This is a genomic window from Thalassobius vesicularis, assembly GCF_004799325.1.
GTDB lineage: Bacteria > Pseudomonadota > Alphaproteobacteria > Rhodobacterales > Rhodobacteraceae > Thalassobius > Thalassobius vesicularis.
Genome location: NZ_SSMD01000007.1, coordinates 62,349 through 79,010, shown reverse-complemented (window position 1 = coordinate 79,010; position 16,662 = coordinate 62,349). Strand labels below are relative to the sequence as shown.

At 65.5% G+C, this 16,662-nt stretch carries 16 protein-coding genes and 1 tRNA gene; 9 read left to right on the top strand and 8 right to left on the bottom strand.

Annotated elements, in window-relative coordinates; translation table 11 throughout:
* Nucleotides 1–147: 147 nt before the first annotated feature.
* Both E7681_RS14400 and rlmB read right to left on the bottom strand, forming a co-directional pair.
* Entirely contained in the window at nt 148–621 is a 474-nt protein-coding gene (locus tag E7681_RS14400; protein WP_136340014.1) for a CoA-binding protein, read from the bottom strand.
* 225 nt (nt 622–846) lie between these two features.
* Nucleotides 847–1,626 carry a 23S rRNA (guanosine(2251)-2'-O)-methyltransferase RlmB gene (gene rlmB, locus E7681_RS14395; protein ID WP_136340013.1) on the bottom strand — a complete coding sequence of 260 codons (780 nt, stop codon included), beginning with the start codon at nt 1,624–1,626 and terminating at the stop codon, nt 847–849.
* A gap of 135 nt (nt 1,627–1,761) precedes the next feature.
* Here rlmB and E7681_RS18870 point away from each other — a divergent pair.
* A tRNA-Tyr gene (locus tag E7681_RS18870) sits at nt 1,762–1,845 on the top strand.
* Between the two features lie 43 nt (nt 1,846–1,888).
* Here the strand turns inward: E7681_RS18870 and E7681_RS14390 are convergent.
* Nucleotides 1,889–2,395 (bottom strand): hypothetical protein, encoded by a 507-nt coding sequence (locus tag E7681_RS14390; RefSeq protein ID WP_246032494.1) that lies wholly within the window; start codon nt 2,393–2,395, stop codon nt 1,889–1,891.
* Between the two features lie 87 nt (nt 2,396–2,482).
* Here E7681_RS14390 and E7681_RS14385 point away from each other — a divergent pair, with 87 nt between their 5' ends.
* Nucleotides 2,483–3,487 carry a hypothetical protein gene (locus E7681_RS14385; RefSeq protein WP_136340012.1) on the top strand — a complete coding sequence of 335 codons (1,005 nt, stop codon included), beginning with the start codon at nt 2,483–2,485 and terminating at the stop codon, nt 3,485–3,487.
* A 140-nt stretch (nt 3,488–3,627) separates the two neighbouring features.
* On the opposite strand, the gene E7681_RS14380 is transcribed toward E7681_RS14385, so the two are convergent.
* Nucleotides 3,628–4,041 carry a VOC family protein gene (locus E7681_RS14380; protein WP_136340011.1) on the bottom strand — a complete coding sequence of 138 codons (414 nt, stop codon included), beginning with the start codon at nt 4,039–4,041 and terminating at the stop codon, nt 3,628–3,630.
* A gap of 100 nt (nt 4,042–4,141) precedes the next feature.
* On the opposite strand from E7681_RS14380, the gene E7681_RS14375 reads away from it, so the two are divergent.
* Nucleotides 4,142–5,425, top strand: a complete 1,284-nt coding sequence (locus tag E7681_RS14375) for an O-acetylhomoserine aminocarboxypropyltransferase/cysteine synthase family protein (RefSeq protein WP_136340010.1) — start codon at nt 4,142–4,144, stop codon at nt 5,423–5,425.
* A 51-nt stretch (nt 5,426–5,476) separates the two neighbouring features.
* On the opposite strand, the gene E7681_RS14370 is transcribed toward E7681_RS14375, so the two are convergent.
* Nucleotides 5,477–6,157: an SIMPL domain-containing protein gene (locus E7681_RS14370; protein WP_136340009.1), complete on the bottom strand. Its 681-nt coding sequence runs from the start codon at nt 6,155–6,157 to the stop codon at nt 5,477–5,479.
* A 161-nt stretch (nt 6,158–6,318) separates the two neighbouring features.
* Here E7681_RS14370 and E7681_RS19320 point away from each other — a divergent pair, with 161 nt between their 5' ends.
* Both E7681_RS19320 and E7681_RS19315 read left to right on the top strand, forming a co-directional pair.
* Nucleotides 6,319–8,520 (top strand): hypothetical protein, encoded by a 2,202-nt coding sequence (locus tag E7681_RS19320; RefSeq protein WP_136340008.1) that lies wholly within the window; start codon nt 6,319–6,321, stop codon nt 8,518–8,520.
* A 106-nt stretch (nt 8,521–8,626) separates the two neighbouring features.
* Nucleotides 8,627–8,752: a hypothetical protein gene (locus E7681_RS19315; RefSeq protein WP_281277664.1), complete on the top strand. Its 126-nt coding sequence runs from the start codon at nt 8,627–8,629 to the stop codon at nt 8,750–8,752.
* Here E7681_RS19315 and hppD read toward each other — a convergent pair whose 3' ends face one another.
* On the bottom strand, nt 8,753–9,847 hold the full coding sequence (gene hppD / locus E7681_RS14360) for a 4-hydroxyphenylpyruvate dioxygenase (protein WP_136340007.1): 1,095 nt from the start codon (nt 9,845–9,847) through the stop codon (nt 8,753–8,755).
* Nucleotides 9,848–9,980: 133 nt separating this feature from the next.
* On the opposite strand from hppD, the gene E7681_RS14355 reads away from it, so the two are divergent.
* Nucleotides 9,981–10,436 (top strand): Lrp/AsnC family transcriptional regulator, encoded by a 456-nt coding sequence (locus E7681_RS14355; protein WP_136340006.1) that lies wholly within the window; start codon nt 9,981–9,983, stop codon nt 10,434–10,436.
* 10 nt (nt 10,437–10,446) lie between these two features.
* Nucleotides 10,447–12,324, top strand: coding sequence for a monovalent cation:proton antiporter-2 (CPA2) family protein (locus tag E7681_RS14350; RefSeq protein ID WP_136340005.1), 1,878 nt, complete (start codon nt 10,447–10,449; stop codon nt 12,322–12,324).
* 24 nt (nt 12,325–12,348) lie between these two features.
* On the opposite strand, the gene cobT is transcribed toward E7681_RS14350, so the two are convergent.
* Entirely contained in the window at nt 12,349–13,365 is a 1,017-nt protein-coding gene (gene cobT, locus E7681_RS14345) for a nicotinate-nucleotide--dimethylbenzimidazole phosphoribosyltransferase (protein ID WP_136340004.1), read from the bottom strand.
* 80 nt (nt 13,366–13,445) lie between these two features.
* Here cobT and cobS point away from each other — a divergent pair, with 80 nt between their 5' ends.
* Together cobS and E7681_RS14335 are read left to right on the top strand one after the other, a co-directional pair.
* Nucleotides 13,446–14,207: an adenosylcobinamide-GDP ribazoletransferase gene (cobS, locus tag E7681_RS14340; protein WP_136340003.1), complete on the top strand. Its 762-nt coding sequence runs from the start codon at nt 13,446–13,448 to the stop codon at nt 14,205–14,207.
* A gap of 99 nt (nt 14,208–14,306) precedes the next feature.
* Entirely contained in the window at nt 14,307–16,073 is a 1,767-nt protein-coding gene (locus E7681_RS14335) for a carboxyl transferase domain-containing protein (RefSeq protein WP_136340002.1), read from the top strand.
* 3 nt (nt 16,074–16,076) lie between these two features.
* On the opposite strand, the gene E7681_RS14330 is transcribed toward E7681_RS14335, so the two are convergent.
* The gene (locus E7681_RS14330; RefSeq protein WP_136340001.1) at nt 16,077–16,541 is read right to left on the bottom strand and encodes an Lrp/AsnC family transcriptional regulator; all 465 of its coding nucleotides are present in this window, start codon (nt 16,539–16,541) and stop codon (nt 16,077–16,079) included.
* Nucleotides 16,542–16,662: the final 121 nt, after the last annotated feature.

The window sequence follows — 16,662 nt, the reverse complement described above, 5'->3', positions numbered from 1 at the left end:
GCGTCGGCATTTGAGTATTTTCATCAGAAAGAAGCCAAAAAGCGGCGCGTTAAGGTTAACGGCTTCTCTTCTTCTTTTTGCAAATATCCTCGGGGGTGAGGCCGCAGGCCGAGGGGGCAGACAGCCCCCTGCCCGGTTGATACGCGATCACAGTTTCGAGGAAATCACACCGGTCGCAAAGCCGCCCATGCGCAACTCTCCGAACAGGCGCTGGTATTCGATCTTGGGGCAGCGATCCATGATCACCTCGACACCGCGCGCGCGGGCTGTTTCGGCGGCATCAAGGTTCACGACTCCGATCTGCATCCAGATGGTTTTCAGGTCTGGGAAGGTTTCCAGCGCCTCGTCGACGATGGGGCCGACATGGTCGGAGCGGCGGAAGATGTCGACCATGTCGACGCCACCCTGGATGTCTTTCAGGTGTGCGACCACGGTCTGACCGTAGAGCTTTTCGCCCGCATGGCCGGGGTTCACCGGGATCACGGTGTAGCCCTTCAGTCCCAGATAGCGTGCCACGTAGTTCGAGGGGCGCACCGGGTTCAGGGAAACGCCGACCACGGCGATCCGTTTGGTGCCGCGCAGAATCGTTTTCAGGTAATCGTCGGAATAATGCTCGCTCATGCCCTAGCGTTACCGCGCTGGGGCTGGTCTGCATAGCCTGTGCTCAAGAAAAAAGCGCCCCGGGACCAACCGGGGCGCAAGTGTCGGAACGAGGGACAGTGAATGGAGCCACGGGGGTTCCGGCCCCGCAGTCACTTACTCATGTAGGATCGCATGATCCGTTTGTAAGAGGGTGTAAAATACCTGTGAAGATCCCGTTAACACGGGCAGGTTTCCGCCGATCCCCTAGCGCTGCCCCGAGGCATAGAGCGCCACCGCCGCCGCGTTCGACACGTTGAGCGAGCCGAAGCCGCCCGGGAAGTCGATCCGCACCAGCGCGTCCACGGTTTCGCGGGTTTTCTCGCGCAGACCCGGCCCTTCGGCGCCCAGAACCAGTGCGACGGGGCGGTCGCGTTTGCCCTCCAGCGCGGCCTCGATGGTTTGGTCCGCCTCGCCGGCCAGACCCAGCACCAGGTAGCCCATCTTTTGCAGCGCCTCGATTCCCTCGGCCAGGTTGCGGACACGCAGGTAGGGCTGACGTTCCAATGCGCCGCTGGCGGTCTTGGCCAGCGCACCGGTTTCGGGAGCGGAATGGTGGCGAGTGCCGATCACCGCGCAGGCGCCGAAGACCTCGGCCGAGCGCAGGATCGCGCCGACGTTATGCGGGTCGGTCACGCGATCCAGCACCACGACGCGCGGCGGCAGGTCGGGTTTGCCGACGCAGACGTCCTCCAGCCGGCCCCAGTCCAGCGGCTTGACCTCGAGCGCGGCACCCTGGTGCACGGAATTGGGATCGATCGGCACGTTGAACTTGCGCGGATCGACGATCTCGGGCTCCAGCCCGGCGGACGGAATCGCGTCGGCCAGCTTGTCCATCGCGTTCTTGGTCACCACCAGGCGCAGCTTTTCGCGGTGGGGGTTGAGCAGCGCGTCACGCACCGCATGCAGGCCAAACAGCCAGACGGTTTCGGCAGCGGCGGCCTTCTTGGCCTGCTCTTTTTCGACGACCCATTTGGGCTTTTTCATCGCTCGGTCCCCCGTGCTTTCGGATGTGCGCGTTAATGCGCTGCATCCCGTCCATCTGCAAGGAATTTTCCTGTTGACGCCCCCCGCGGCGAACGGTAATCACCCCCCACGTTCCGCGGCCGAGGCCGAGGACACGGGCGACGAGCTGCAAGGTGCGGCAGCGGACTGTAACTCCGCCGGGGAGACCCATGCCTGGTTCGATTCCAGGGTCGCCCACCATTTCCCCCCCAAATAACTGGTTGGCAAGCGGTGGTTTTCCCGGTCACGGGATCAGGATTTGTGCGCGCTGATAGCTGGCAAAGTCGATGCTGGTATCGTCGTAGAACACCTCGACATCCAGCGTTTGCACCGAGTTGGGCGGCAGCCCCATGATCGGCATGCCTTCTTCGCCGATCAGCGCGTTGGGGGTCGCGGTGTCCTCGTGGCAGGGCGGCAGCGGATATTGCTGCATCGGCCCGCCATTGACCGAGTAACGCATCGCCGACAGCCCGCAGCGCCAGGACAGCAACTGGGTGAAATAGATCAGGTCGTGCCCGTCATATTCGCGCACGGCCACCCATTGCGGCTTGGTCATGGTCAGGATCGGCTTGACCTCGGCGGCGGTCAGGAATTTACCCGTCGGCGCCTGCACGGGGGGCGGCGTTTGCGCAGGCGGCTGGGCGGCGGGCGCGGCCTCGACCACTTGTGGCGGCGTGACGGGCGTGGTCCCGCCATCCCCACCTATCCCGCCAGCGACGGCGGCAATTCCAATCAACAGCCAGTCCAGCATCGCGCAATTCCTTTTCTTTCAAATCGCCTCCCGGTGCCCCATACTCCGCAAAACACGCGCAGAAGTTTGCATCGGGCTAGGTCGAGTATGGCGGCAGACAGGGAAAAAATCCAATCTTTCAACATTGTCGTCGTCGGCCAGGCCAATCGCCTGCAATACGAAGCAATCCTGTTCGCCGCCTCGCTGCGCCACACCAACCCCGATTTTCAGGGCCGGCTGTTCGTGGCCACGCCGAATGAAAGCCCGCTCTGGTCCAGCTCTCCGACGCTGCGCAACAAGGCGGTGATCGCTCGGCTAGAGGCCCTGAGCGCCGAGATCCTGCCCTTCGACACCCCCGAATTCGGCGAGGGCTACCCGAACGGTAACAAGATCCAGTGCCTGCTGGCCTTGCCCGAGGGCGAACCCTTCGTGTTCTTCGACACCGATACGTTGATTCTGGACGATCTGGCCCGTGTCCCCTTCGATTTCGACCGCCCCAGCGCGTCGCAGAACGTCGAAGGCACCTGGCCCAGGATCGAGCTTTACGGACCGGGCTACACGGCGATCTGGCGCTCGCTCTACGATAAATTCGGCCTGGATTTCGACAGCTCGCTGGACCTCAGCCAGCCGGACGAGTTCTGGAAACGCTACCTCTATTTCAACGCGGGCTGGTTCTACGGCCGCTGCCCCCGCGAATTCGGCGCGCGCTTCCTGCGCTACGCCACGCAAATCCGCGACGACGCCCCCGAGGAACTGGTCTGCCAGCCCATGTGGCCCTGGCTGGACCAGATCGCCCTGCCCCTGGTAATCCACAGCTTCGGCGGCGGCCGAGACGTGCTACCCACCGGGCTGCTGGACGGAGAGGTCAGCTGCCACTACCGCCTGTTCCCGCTGCTCTACGCGCGCGAGGATGATCGGGTGGTCGAGGTGTTGGAAACCATCGCCGCCCCTAACGACGTGAAAAAAGTGCTGAAACAGTACGACCCGATCAAGTTCATGGTCTATCATGGCCGCGGCCAGAAAGTTCGCGCGCTTTTCGACCGGCAAAACCTGCCCCGCCGCGAACAGGCCATCCGGAAGATCATCAAGGAAAAGGGCTTCTGGATGCGGTGAGGGGAAAAGGGGCGCTGCCCCTCTGCGCCTACGGCGCATTCACCCCGGGATATTTGGGAAAAGAAGAAGGGCAAGGGCGCGGCTTTTGGCTTCTTTCTGATCCAAATACTCAAATTCCGCGCGTGCCACGGGTGCCGCGTTCAGGTGGCAAAGACCTGATCGAAATCGGCGAATCCCTTGATCTCGATCGGGTTGCCGGAGGGGTCGCGGAAGAACATCGTCCATTGTTCGCCCGGTTGGCCCTGGAAGCGGACCGAGGGGGGGATCACGAAGTCGATGCCCGCGGCGTCGAGCCTGTGCGCCAGTTGTTTCCAGTGCGGCAGTTCCAGCACCACGCCCAGATGCGGCATCGGGACCATGTGGTCACCGACCTTGCCGGTATTTGCTGTGGCGAAGGGTTGGCCCAGGTGCAGGCTGATCTGGTGGCCGAAAAAGTCGAAGTCGACCCAGGTGTCGGTGCTGCGGCCTTCGCGGGCGCCCAGCAGGCCAGAATAAAATTCTCGTGCGGCGTCCAGATCCAGAACATGGTAGGCCAGATGAAAAGCAGAGCGCATCAGTTTGGGGTCCCTGTTGGTTAGGCGTTGTGGGGCATCCTCGGATGGCATACTTCTTTTTGCAATCCACAACATCCGGATGAATTCAGGAGGAGACCCCATGACCGACGCCCCCGCCTTTGGCTTTGACACGCTGGCCATCCATGCCGGCGCCCGCCCCGATCCCGCGACCGGTGCGCGCCAGACGCCGATTTACCAGACCACGGCCTATGTGTTCCGCGATGCTGATCACGCTGCGGCTTTGTTCAACCTGCAAGAGGTGGGCTACATCTACTCGCGTCTGACCAACCCAACCGTGGCCGTTCTGCAGGAACGCATCGCCACGCTGGAGGGCGGCGTGGGCGCTGTTTGCTGTTCGTCCGGCCATGCCGCGCAAATCATGGCGCTGTTCCCGCTGATGGCGCCGGGGCGCAACGTGGTGGTGTCGACGCGTCTGTATGGTGGCTCGATCACCCAGTTCAGCCAGACGATCAAGCGGTTCGGCTGGTCGGCCAAGTTCGTCGACTTCGAGGATATGGCCGCCGTTGCCGCCGCCATCGACGATGACACCCGAGCGGTGTTCTGCGAGTCCGTGGCCAACCCGGGCGGTTATGTGACCGACCTGCCCGCTGCCGCCAAGGTGGCCAGCGATGCCGGTCTGCCTCTGATCGTGGACAACACCAGCGCGACGCCCTACCTGTGCAACCCGATCGCGCATGGGGCGACGCTGGTCGTGCATTCGATGACCAAGTACCTGACCGGCAACGGCACCGTCACCGGCGGCGTCGTCGTCGACAGCGGCACGTTCGACTGGTCGGCCAGCGACAAGTTCCCCTCGCTGTCGCAGCCCGAGCCGGCCTATCACGGCCTGAAATTCCACGAGACGTTCGGCCCGCTGGCCTTTACCTTCCACGGCATCGCCATTGGTCTGCGTGACCTGGGCATGACGCTGAACCCGCAAGCCGCGCATTACACGCTGATGGGGATCGAAACCCTGTCGCTGCGGATGGAGCGCCACTGCCAGAACGCCCAGACCATCGCCGAATGGCTGGAAAAGGACGACCGGATCGAGAAGGTGACCTATGCCGGTCTGGCCTCGTCGCCGTATCACGCGCGGGCCAAGGCACTGTTCCCCAAGGGCACCGGCGGGCTGTTCACCGTGGCGCTGAAGGGCGGCTATGACGCTTGCGTCAAGCTGGTCGGAAATCTGGAGCTGTTCAGCCACGTCGCCAACCTGGGCGATACGCGCTCGCTGATCATCCACCCGGCCTCGACCACGCACCGTCAGCTGACCGAGGCGCAGCAGGTGGCCGCAGGGGCTGGCCCGAACGTGGTGCGCATCTCGATCGGGATCGAGAATGCCGCCGACCTGATCCGCGATCTGGACCAGGCGCTGCCGCGCTGATCTGAACGCATGCAAAAGGAAACGGCGCGGGACACCCCCGCGCCGTTTTCGTTATTGCAGCTCGATCACAAGGGTGACGGATTGCTGTAGCGCGACCTCGCCCTCGGCCACGGGCACCGGCGAAGGCGCCATATCCGCCGCCATGCGCATCATCGGCACGCCACCTCCCCCGCCGTTTTCCTGGATCGAAACGACAGCCCCCAGTTTCACCCCCGCAGCCTGAGCCAGCAGCCCGGCCTTGCGCAGCGCATCCGCAACAGCGGCGGCGCGGGCGGCATCCTCGGCGGCCTGCCGGTCAGAGACCGAGAAATGCAGCCCCGAGAACCGGTTCGCGCCATCCTGCACCACGGCCCCCAGAATGCCCCCCAGCGCGGGAAGATCGCGCACGCGCACCGTCAGCTCCAGACTGGCGCGGTAGGCGTCGATCGTGGGCTCTTCGTTCTGGCGGTGGGTATAGACCGGGGACAGGTCGATCTGGCTGGTCTGCAGATCGCGCGGCTCGATCCCCAGATCGCGCAGTTTCGTCAGCACCGCGCCTGCCGCCTGCGAGGCCCGCGCCATCGCGGTGGCGGCATCCTTGTCCTGTTGGGTCACGCCCACCGAAATCACGGCGACATCCGGCACCGTATGAACGATCCCCTCGCCCATGACGGTGATCTGGCGCGCGACGCCCTCGGCCCAGGCGGGCAGCGCGGCGGAACACAGCGCCATCGTCAGAATCCATGCTTTCATTCGGAATCTCCTTTCCTTGCTGGCCCCATGATGAGCGGAAATCCCGCTGCGACAACAATCACATATTTGTTTTTCTTCCCCTCGGCAGGAAGCTGCTGTAACTTGCCCTCCGCGTGCAGAGGGACTCCCGCTGTCGCGCACGGGATGGTATTGCCAGTGAGATGAAACCGAATTTCGCCCTGACCTTTTCCAGCGAAGGCCTCCGGCTGTTGCAGCGCGCACCGACGGGGTGGCTGCTGGTGGGCGACGTCGACTATTCTGCGCCCGATCTGGCGGCAGGGATGGCGCAACTGCGCGCCGCCGCTGGCCGTCTGTCCCCCGAAGGCGTGCGCACCAAGCTGGTGCTGCCGAACGACCAGATCAAGTACCTGACCGTCGCCTCGACCGCGAAAACCGAAGCCGAGGCTGAGGACGACGCCGCCCACGCGCTGGCAGGCGCGACGCCATATGCGCTGAACGAGCTGTCGTTCGACTGGGCGATGGATGACGGCCAGCTGTTCATCGCCGCCGTCGCCCGCGACACCCTGGACGAGGCCGAAGCCTTTGCGCTGGAGCATGACCTGGGGCCGGTCAGCTTTGTCGCGCTGGCCGAGCAAAGCACCTTTGCCGGAGAGCCGTTTTTTGGCGTGGCCAAATCCGCGCGCGCCGAATTCGGATCGGCCGACAATGTGACCCGCGATCTGCAGCCCATCCACGTTGTGGGCCGCGCCAATATCCCCGAGCCGGAACCGGAACCCGCCCCGATGATCGAGGTTGTGGATGACGTCCCCGAGACGCCGGTAGACCCTGCACCCCCTGCACCAGCAAAGCCCAAGCCGGTTGAAGCGCCAAAAACCGAGGCGAAGCCCCCGGTTGAGCCCGCCCCCAAAGCACCTGCTGCAGAGCCTGAGGCACCGGCGCCCGTGTCCTTTGCCAGCGTCCGCGCGGCGACCCCGGCGCCTGCTCCGGCAGGTGGCAAGGACGCGCCCAAGGCCCCGCGCAAGGGCAAGCTGACCCTGACGCTGCCAAGCGCGCCCGACGCCACACCTGACCCCAAACCCGAACCAGCAAAACCGGCTGAACCACCGAAAGCCGCGCCCAAACCGCAACCTGCAAAACCGGCAAAAGCCAAGCCTGCCCCCTTTGAACCGTCCGTTGACGTCGTCGGGGGAAAACCCCGCCGCCTGGGCCTGATCCTGACGGCTATCTTGTTGATATTCATGGCAGGTGTGGCGCTGTGGGCCTCTGTGTTCTCGGATGACGGATTGGCCGGATTGTTCGGCGGCGCGCCCGAAGTTCAGGTCGCCTCGGCCCCTTCGCCCGAGGCCATGACGACGGCCACCGAAGAGGAAATGGCCGAGGCCGCGGATGTCGAACCCGCAGGCGATGTGACCAGCGGCGAAAACGCGCCTCCCCCGAGCGAGGCGATGCTATTGCCCGACCCCGAGCCGGGCCTGTCGCGCGAGGAGGCCGAGCAACGCTATATCGCCACCGGCATCTGGCAAATCGCGCCGGACAAGCCCGCGACGCCGCCGGCGCTGGACTCGGCGGATGCCTATCTGGCCTCGATCGACCCGGCAATCAACGCCGTGGACGCCATCGCGCTGCCCGATATCGGCGCGCAACATGACGAACCGCCGTCGCGCCGCTCGAACCCCGCCGCTGCGGGCACGACCTATGACGTGGATCAGCGCGGGCTGGTCACCGCCACCGCCGAGGGCGCGCTGACCCCCGAAGGCATCAAGGTTTTCGCGGGCCGCCCGCCGCTGCTGCCACCCCGGATGCCGAACCGGGCCGAGGAAAACCAGGCCGTCGATCCCGCGCTATCAAAGCTGCGCCCACGTCCCCGCCCCGAGAATTTGCAGGAAAAAACCGAGCGAGAACAACTAGGTGGCCGGACCCGGACCGAGTTGGCGCTGTTCCGGCCGCGCCTGCGCCCGGAGGATGTTGCTTCGGAACCGCAGGCTGAGACGACGACGGATGATGCCTCGACCGCGCTGGCGGTTGCCTCGTCGCTGAAGCCGCGTTTGCGGCCCTCCAGCCTGGCCAGCCTGGCCAATATCTCGCGCAAGTCGCAGCCGATCGTGGGTGGCGATGATGAAGAGCCCGAGGTCACCAAGGCCGCGCCGAACCTGCCCTCCTCTGCCTCGGTCGCGCGGCAGGCGACGGTGAAAAACGCCATAAATCTCAGAGAGTTGAACCTGATCGGCGTCTATGGAAAAGCCTCGGACAGGCGCGCGTTGGTGCGGCTTTCAAACGGGCGCTACAAAAAGGTTCAGGTCGGCGACCGGATCGACGGCGGGCAGGTCGCGGCGATCTCGGATACCGAGTTGCGGCTGGTGAAAAACGGCCGCTCGGTCATCCTGAAAATGCCGCGCGGGTAAGGCCGGGACGCTGGTCTGGGCTTTGGTTAACCCGCGAAATTGTATGATTCTTGCCGGAAAACGTACGTTAACCCGATAGCAGGATTTACCCGGCACATTGGCCGTCATGATCTTGCTGTTTTCCATCCTGTTCGCCCTGCCCGCGCCGCGCCCGGTGCGGTTTACCCTGCCCGATTGGCCGGGGGGCGATCTGACAGCGCGGGTGCGCCCCGCGCTGCCGAACCCGCCGTGATCACTCGGCGGCGATTTCGCCGTTTTCGATCTGCTCACGCTCGATGCTTTCGAACAGGGCCTTGAAGTTGCCCTCGCCAAAGCCGTCGTCGCCCTTGCGCTGAATGAACTCGAAGAAGATCGGGCCGATCACGGTTTTCGAGAAGATCTGGAGCAGGATCCGGGTCTCGCCGCCATCGACCACGCCTTCGCCGTCGATCAGGATGCCGTGCTTTTGCATGCGGTCCAGCGGTTCGTCATGGCCGTGAACGCGGCTGCGCGACAACTCGTAATAGGCCTCGTTCGGGCCAGGCATGAACTGGATGCCGTTCGCGGCAATCGCGTCGGTCGAGTCGTAGATGTCGTCGGTGCCGACGGCGATGTGCTGGATGCCCTCGCCCTTGTACTTTTTCAGGTAGGCGACGATCTGGCCGGTCTCGCCTCGGTCCTCGTTGATCGGGATGCGGATACGCCCGCAGGGCGAGGTCAGCGCGCGCGAGAACAGGCCGGTATACTTGCCCTCGATGTCGAAGAAGCGGATTTCGCGGAAGTTGAACAGCCGCCCGTAAAAGCCAAACCACTTGTCCATGTTGCCCTTGAACACGTTATGGGTCAGGTGATCGAGGTAGTAGAAGCCAACGCCGGCGGGTTTGGAGCGGGCCAGCCAGTCGAACTCCTCGTTATAAGGCGAGGTGTCGTGATACTGATCGGTGAAGTAGATCAGGCTGCCACCGATGCCCTTGATCGCGGGCCAGTCCAGCGTCTTGTCGGCACCCTCGTAGGGTTCGGCGCCCATGCTGACGGCGTGGTCAAACGCGTGCTGCGCATCCACCACGCGCCACCCCATCGAGGGCGCGCAGGGGCCGTGTTCGGCCACGAAACGGCTGGCAAAGCTGCCGGGTTCGTCGTTCAGGATATAGGTGATATCGCCCTGCTGCCAGAGCTCGACATTCTTGGTTTTGTGCCGCGCCACAAGGGCATAGCCCATGCGGGTGAACAGCGTGCGCAGCTCCTCGGGGTTGGGATGCGCGAATTCGACGAATTCGAAGCCGTCCGTGCCGGCGGGGTTCTGCGGGGTGATCTGCGCCTGCGGCGCGTCATGCGGGAAAGGGCCCATTGGTATTCCTCCTGTTCTGCTGTGAACAGGTTAAGGGGTTTTCACCGTGTTTTTTGCGCATTCTTTGGCAGTCCGAAGGGTTGCCATGCGGGTTTTTCGCGTTAGGTTAAGAAAAAACGCGGAAATTGCGCACATGCTGGATGACACGGACAAACGGCTGCTGGCCGAGCTGCAAAACAACGCCCACCTGACCGCGCAGGAGTTGGGGGATATCCTGAACCTGTCGCCCAGCCAGGCCGGACGGCGGCGCCAGAGGCTGGAGGCCGAGGGCTATATCCGGGGCTACGCGGCGCGGCTGAACCCGCGCAAGGTGGGGCTGTCGGTGCAGGCCTTTGTGCAGGTGCAGATGGTCACGCATCGCCCTGAACAGGCGCGGCTGTTCGCGCAGCTGGTGCAATTGCGCCCCGAGGTGATCTCGGGCTGGACGTTGACCGGCGAAGCGGATTACCTGCTGAGAGTCTATTGCGAAGACCTGACCGCCCTGAACCGCCTGATCCACGAGGTCCTGTTGCCGCACCCCTCGGTCGCGCGGGTGCAAAGCCAGATCGTGATGGACCAGTTCAAACAAGACGCCCCCCTGCCCTGTTGAGTATTTATTGATGCAATCATTCCTGTTCCAAGCCTCGATCTACCTGGCCGCCGCCGTCATCGCCGTTCCCATCGCCGCACGTCTGGGGCTGGGCTCGGTGCTGGGCTATCTGAGCGCGGGCATCCTGATCGGGCCGGTCTTCGGGCTGGTCGGCACCGAGACGATGGACCTGCAGCATTTCGCGGAATTCGGGGTGGTGATGATGCTGTTCCTGATCGGGCTGGAGCTGACCCCGCAATCGCTGTGGGACATGCGGCACCGGCTGATCGGGATGGGCGGGTTGCAAGTGGTGGCGACCACGCTGGTGGTGATGCTGGCGGCGATGTGGATGGGGCAGCAATGGTCGCCGGCGCTGGCGATCGGGATGATCTTTTCACTGTCGTCGACGGCAATCGTGTTGCAGACCTTGTCCGAGAAGGGGCTGATGCAGACCAGCGGGGGGCGCTCGGCTTTTTCGGTGCTGCTGACGCAGGATATCGCGGTGATCCCGATGCTGGCGATCCTGCCGCTGCTGGGGTCAACCCCGACGGCGGTGCTAAAGTCCGATGGCTCGATCGCGCGGGTGAAGGACCTGGATGCGGGCAAGGATCACGCGATCTCTTTGGTTGAGGGGTTGCCGGCCTGGGGCGTGACGCTGGTCACGCTGGGGGCCGTGGCGGTCATCATCCTGGCGGGGATCTACCTGACGCGGCCGGTGTTCCGCTATATCCACCACGCGCGCCTGCCCGAGATGTACACGGCGCTGGCGCTGCTGATCGTGCTGGGCATCGCCTTTGTGATGTACGGCGTGGGCGTGTCGCCCGCATTGGGCACCTTCCTTGCGGGCGTGGTTCTGGCCAACAGCGAATTTCGCCACGAGCTGGAAAGCGATATCGAGCCGTTCAAGGGCCTGCTGCTGGGGCTGTTCTTCATCACGGTGGGCGCGGGGATCAACTTTGACCTGCTGACCAAGGCTCCGGTGCAGATCCTGGCGATGACGGCCAGCCTGATCCTGATGAAGGGGCTGATCCTGCACGGGCTGGCGCTGCTGTTCAAGCTGAAGGGCCGCAATCGCTGGCTGTTCACGCTGTCGCTGGCGCAGGCCGGTGAATTCGGCTTTGTGCTGCTGTCCTTTGCCAAGCAGACCCATGTGCTGACGGGGGGCCTGTCGGAAAAGCTGCTGATGGTGGTGGCGCTGTCGATGCTGGCCACGCCGCTGCTGTTCATCCTGTACGACTGGCTGTCGAAACGGCTGGGCGAAGAGACGCAGACCTTCGAGGACGACCTGATCGACGACCACGGGCCGGTGATCATCGCGGGGATCGGGCGGTTCGGGCAGATCGTCAACCGGCTGGTGCAGTCGAGCGGGTTCAAGACGGTGGTTCTGGACCACGACATGGAAACCATCCAGCTGATGCGGAAATTCGGCTTCAAGGGGTTCTTTGGCGATCCGACCCGGCCGGAACTGCTGCATGCGGCGGGGCTGAAGGACGCGCGCGTGCTGGTGGTGGCGCTGGACAGCCCGACGGCGACGACGCAGCTGGTGACCTATGCCCGACGCGAGCGGCCCGACCTGCATATCGTGGCACGGGCACGCGACCGCAACCACGTGTTCCAGCTGTACAAGGCCGGTGCCGATGACATCGTGCGCGAGATGTTCGACAGCTCTTTGCGGGCGGGTCGCTACGTGCTGGAGAATGTCGGCCTGAGCGAATACGAGGCCGATCAGGCCGAACGGCTGTTCTATCAACACGACCGCGAGGCGATGCTGGAACTGGCGCAGCTGTGGGACCCGAACAAGCCCGCCTCGCAGAACAACGCCTATATCCAGCGCTCGCTGGAGCTGGACAAGGAGTTGGAAGCCGCCCTGCAAGCGCAGCTGGATGCGCGCGCGCAAGAGGAAGGCTGACGCTGTTCAGGGCGGGGGTGCGGATCAGCCGTCCGACACGCCCGCTTCGGCGAAGGTGGCCATGCCGGAATGGCAGGCGACCGCGCCCTTCAGTACGCCGATGGCCAGTGCCGCCCCCGAGCCTTCGCCCAGACGCAGGCCCAGCGACAGCAGCGGGGTCTTGTCCAGCGCGGCCAGCAGGCGGGGATGCGCGGCCTCGGCGCTGACATGGCCCGCGACGCAGTGATCCAGCGCGCCCGGCACGGTCTTTTCCAGACAGGCGGCGGCAGCGCAGCAGATGAACCCGTCCAGGATCACCGGGATGCCAAGGCTGCGGGCGCGGGCAATCGCCCCGGCCATGCCCGCCAGTTCACGCCCGCCCAGACAGCGCAGCGCGTCCAGCCCGTCGGTGATCGCCTGGGCATGCAGCGCCTCGCCTTCGCGGACGACGCGGGTCTTGTTGGCCAGACCGGCATCATCGACCCCGGTGCCGCGCCCGGTCCAATCCCCGGCATCGCCGCCGAACAGCGCCAGCGCGATGGCCGCGGCCGAGGTGGTGTTGCCGATGCCCATCTCTCCGGTCACCAGCAGATCCGAGGCCGGATCGACGCTGTTCCAACCGGCGTTGAGGGCGTCCAGTAGTTCAGCCTCGGACAGGGCGGGGGCGGTGGTGAAATCGGCGGTGGGCCGGTCCAGATCCAGCGCCACCACGTCCATCTTGGCGCCGAACGCCTTGGACAGCTGGTTGATCGCGGCGCCGCCGTGCTGGAAGTTCATCACCATCTGCACGGTCACCTCGGCGGGAAAGGCCGACACGCCCTGCGCCGTGACCCCGTGATTGCCCGCGAAGATCACCACCTGAGGGGCGGCAATTGCCGGACGCGCGTCTCCGCGCCAGGATGCGTACCAGATCGCCAGATCCTCGAGTCGGCCAAGCGCGCCCGGCGGCTTGGTCAGCTGGCCATTGCGGGCCTCGGCCTCTTTGCGGGCGGACTGATCGGCGGCGGGGGCTTGCGCCAGCAGGGCGCGGAACACATCGAGCGTATCAAAGCTGCGGGTCATCGGGATCATCCTTCGTGTCTGTGTTGCGGCGGTGTTTAACGCAATGGTAACGAGGGGCAAGCTAACAAAAGGCCGGAGCGATGCAGGAAAACGACAAGACCGGGATTCAGCTGCGCGATGTCGCGGTGGCGCTGTCGCTGCTGACACGGGTGCCGCTGCGCCTGCCGGACGCGGCCTTTGCGCGGGGGGCGGCGGCCAGTTGGGCCTGGCCACTGGCGGGGTTGGTGCCGGGGACGCTGGCGGCGCTGGCGGGGCAGCTGTGTCTGGGCGCGGGCGCAGGGTTCGCCGCCGTGATGGCGCTGGCTGCCTCGGTGATCGTGACGGGCGCCATGCACGAGGACGGGCTGGCCGATGTCGCCGACGGGTTCTGGGGCGGATGGGACCGCGCGCGCCGGCTGGAGATCATGAAGGACAGCCGGATCGGCGCCTATGGCGTGATGGCGCTGATCCTGGGCTTTGCTGCGCGCTGGTCGGCGCTGAGCGTTCTGCTGGCCTCGGGCGGCGGGGCATGGGCGCTGCTGGGCGTGGCGATGCTGTCGCGGGCGGGGATGCCGGCGCTGATGTGCTGGCTGCCGAACGCGCGCGCCAATGGGCTGAGCCAGTCGACGGGCCGCCCCTCGGCCCCGGTTGCGGGACTGGCGGTCGCGGTGGCGCTGATCGGCGCGGGCCTGTGCCTGGGCGTGTCGGTGCTGCCGGTGGCGGTGATGATAGCGGCCGTGGTGCTGTGCCTGGGCCTGATCGCGCGGGCCAAGATCGGCGGACAGACCGGCGACGTGCTGGGGGCCAGCCAGCAACTGGCGGAAATCGCGGGGCTGGGCGTGCTGGCCGCGCTCTGGGCCTGAGGATTCCCGCAAAACGACGCAAGGTCACAGCGTCCTACCGGCTAGGCGTGTGGGCGGGGCCGTGCCATCGTCCCTCCTAAGACGTCAGAGGGGGGAGCCATGACCATCATCCGTGCCGAAAGCGCCGCACTTGTCGCAGCCATCCATGTCGCCGTCGGTGACGAAGTGCCCGCGGGAGCGCAGCTGCTGTCGACCGAGCTGATGAAGATGCACCACGACATCTGCGCGCCCTCGAGTGGGATTGTGGCGGCGATCCATGTCAGCATCGGTGACGAGCTGCGTGGCGGCGAGGCGCTGGTGACGCTGACACAGGCCGAGGTGGCGCAAAAGGCCGAAACCGCCGCCCCGGCCCCGCGCGCCGATTTCGCCGAGTACCAGACCCGGATGGCGCTGCTGGACGATGCCGCGCGCGAACAGGCGGTGGCGAAACGCCATGCCTCGGGGATGCGGACGGCGCGGGAAAATATCGAGGCGCTGTTCGACGCGGGCAGTTTCTCGGAATACGGCGCGCTGGCGGTGGCCGCGCAACGCACCCGCCGCCCGCTGGAGGAGCTGCACAGCCGCACCCAGGGCGACGGCATCATCGTGGGCACCGGGCTGGTCGGCGGGCGGCCCGTCGCGGCGATGGCGGTGGATTACATGGTGATGGCGGGCACGCAGGGCTTTAACCATCACCGCAAGATGGACCGGCTGATCGAGATCGCATCGCGCGATGACCTGCCGATCGTGATTTTCGCCGAGGGCGGCGGCGGGCGGCCGAACGATTACGACGTCGGCGCGATCATGGCGGCGTGGCTGAACGTGACCTCGTTCCGGCATTTCGCGGCGCATAAGGGGCCGAAGATCGGCATCGCGGCGGGGTTCTGTTTCGCGGGCAACGCGGCGATGTTCGGCGTGTGCGATTTGCGGATCGCCACGCGCAACAGCTGGATCGGCATGGGCGGCCCCGCGATGATCGAAGGCGGCGGGCTGGGCGTGGTGAAGCCCACCGACATTGGCCCCTCGGAGGTGCAGGTGGCCAACGGCGTGATCGACCTGCTGGTCGAGGACGAGGGCGAGGCCGTGCAGGCCGCCCGCGCGCTGCTGACGCTGGGTGCCAGCGGCGCGGCGCAGCCGCCGCAGACCGACCCGCGCGACGTGGTGCCGGCGGACCGCACCCGGGCTTATGATATGCGCGCGGCCGTGGACTCGATCGTCGATGCGGGCAGTTTTCTGGAACTGCGGCGCGGCTTTGGCACCGGGATGATCACCGGCTTTGCCCGGATCGAGGGGCGCGCGATGGGCGTTCTGGCCAACAACCCGCTGCATCTGGGCGGCGCGATTGATGCCGCCGCCGCCGACAAGGGCGCGCGATTCTTGCAGCTGTGCGACGCGTGGGGCATTCCGGTGCTGACGCTGTGCGACACGCCGGGTTTCATGGTTGGCCCCGAGATCGAAAAGACCGGACAGGTGGCGCATATCTCGCGGCTGTTCCTGGCCGGGGCGCATTTCAGCCAGCCGCTGGTGACCGTGATCCTGCGCAAGGCCTACGGGCTGGGGGCAATGGCGATGGCGGGCGGCGGGCTGGACCGGCCGCATTTCTGCTGTGCCTGGCCCAGCGGCGAGGTTGGCGCGATGGGGCTGGAGGGCGCGGTCAAACTGGGCGCGCGCGATCATCTGGCCGCGATCACCGACCCCGCGGCGCGCGAGGCCGAGTACAAACGCCTGGTGGACGAGCTGTACGAGCGCGGCAAGGCGCTGAACGCCGCCAGCCTGCTGGAGTTCGACGCGGTGATCGACCCCGCCCGCACCCGCGAAGAGATCACCCGCGCGCTGGCCACCGCCGGACAGGCGCGGCCCGGCGGGCGCTATGTGGATGCGTGGTAAGGGTTAGTCGTCGGGCTGGACCGGCATGGCAAAACCGGTCTTGACCCGCTCCATCACCGCGCTGGTGCGGAAGCGGACGACGTTGTCCTGGCTGAAGAAATGGCGGCGGGTGAAGCTCTCGTAATCGGCCATGTCGCGGGCCGAAATCAGCAGGATGAAATCCGCGTTGCCGGTGACGTAATAGCACTGCATGACCTCGGGGGTGTCGGTCATGCGGGCCTTGAACGCGTCCAGATCGGTCTTGCGTTCGTTCTGCAGGCTGACCTCGACGATCAGCATCAGGCCGCGGCCGATGCGGGTCGGGTCCAGCACGGCGATCTCGGCCTCGATCACGCCCGAGGCGCGCAACCGCGCCAGCCGTTTCCGGCAGGCATCGGGCGACAGGCCGACCAGCGGCGAGAGCGCCTCGGCCGTCAGACGGGCGTTGCGTTGGATGGCATCAAGGATCTGGGCGTCGAATCTGTCCATCTCCGCAGGATGGCGGATTTTCGGCGCTATGGTCAGAGGATTTTTGCGCATGAGCCGAAATTCGTCCCTTATAGCAGCTTTAGCACGTATTTTCGGCCCGTTTCGGCCAAAGCTTTCCGGA

What these genes read in the sequence shown, in the direction of transcription:
- E7681_RS14400 (WP_136340014.1), bottom strand. Translation starts at nt 621, where the DNA reads ATGAGCGAGCATTATTCCGACGATTACCTGAAAACGATTCTGCGCGGC.
- rlmB (WP_136340013.1), bottom strand. Translation starts at nt 1,626, where the DNA reads ATGAAAAAGCCCAAATGGGTCGTCGAAAAAGAGCAGGCCAAGAAGGCC.
- E7681_RS14390 (WP_246032494.1), bottom strand. Translation starts at nt 2,395, where the DNA reads ATGCTGGACTGGCTGTTGATTGGAATTGCCGCCGTCGCTGGCGGGATA.
- E7681_RS14385 (WP_136340012.1), top strand. Translation starts at nt 2,483, where the DNA reads ATGGCGGCAGACAGGGAAAAAATCCAATCTTTCAACATTGTCGTCGTC.
- E7681_RS14380 (WP_136340011.1), bottom strand. Translation starts at nt 4,041, where the DNA reads ATGCGCTCTGCTTTTCATCTGGCCTACCATGTTCTGGATCTGGACGCC.
- E7681_RS14375 (WP_136340010.1), top strand. Translation starts at nt 4,142, where the DNA reads ATGACCGACGCCCCCGCCTTTGGCTTTGACACGCTGGCCATCCATGCC.
- E7681_RS14370 (WP_136340009.1), bottom strand. Translation starts at nt 6,157, where the DNA reads ATGAAAGCATGGATTCTGACGATGGCGCTGTGTTCCGCCGCGCTGCCC.
- E7681_RS19320 (WP_136340008.1), top strand. Translation starts at nt 6,319, where the DNA reads ATGAAACCGAATTTCGCCCTGACCTTTTCCAGCGAAGGCCTCCGGCTG.
- E7681_RS19315 (WP_281277664.1), top strand. Translation starts at nt 8,627, where the DNA reads ATGATCTTGCTGTTTTCCATCCTGTTCGCCCTGCCCGCGCCGCGCCCG.
- hppD (WP_136340007.1), bottom strand. Translation starts at nt 9,847, where the DNA reads ATGGGCCCTTTCCCGCATGACGCGCCGCAGGCGCAGATCACCCCGCAG.
- E7681_RS14355 (WP_136340006.1), top strand. Translation starts at nt 9,981, where the DNA reads ATGCTGGATGACACGGACAAACGGCTGCTGGCCGAGCTGCAAAACAAC.
- E7681_RS14350 (WP_136340005.1), top strand. Translation starts at nt 10,447, where the DNA reads ATGCAATCATTCCTGTTCCAAGCCTCGATCTACCTGGCCGCCGCCGTC.
- cobT (WP_136340004.1), bottom strand. Translation starts at nt 13,365, where the DNA reads ATGACCCGCAGCTTTGATACGCTCGATGTGTTCCGCGCCCTGCTGGCG.
- cobS (WP_136340003.1), top strand. Translation starts at nt 13,446, where the DNA reads ATGCAGGAAAACGACAAGACCGGGATTCAGCTGCGCGATGTCGCGGTG.
- E7681_RS14335 (WP_136340002.1), top strand. Translation starts at nt 14,307, where the DNA reads ATGACCATCATCCGTGCCGAAAGCGCCGCACTTGTCGCAGCCATCCAT.
- E7681_RS14330 (WP_136340001.1), bottom strand. Translation starts at nt 16,541, where the DNA reads ATGGACAGATTCGACGCCCAGATCCTTGATGCCATCCAACGCAACGCC.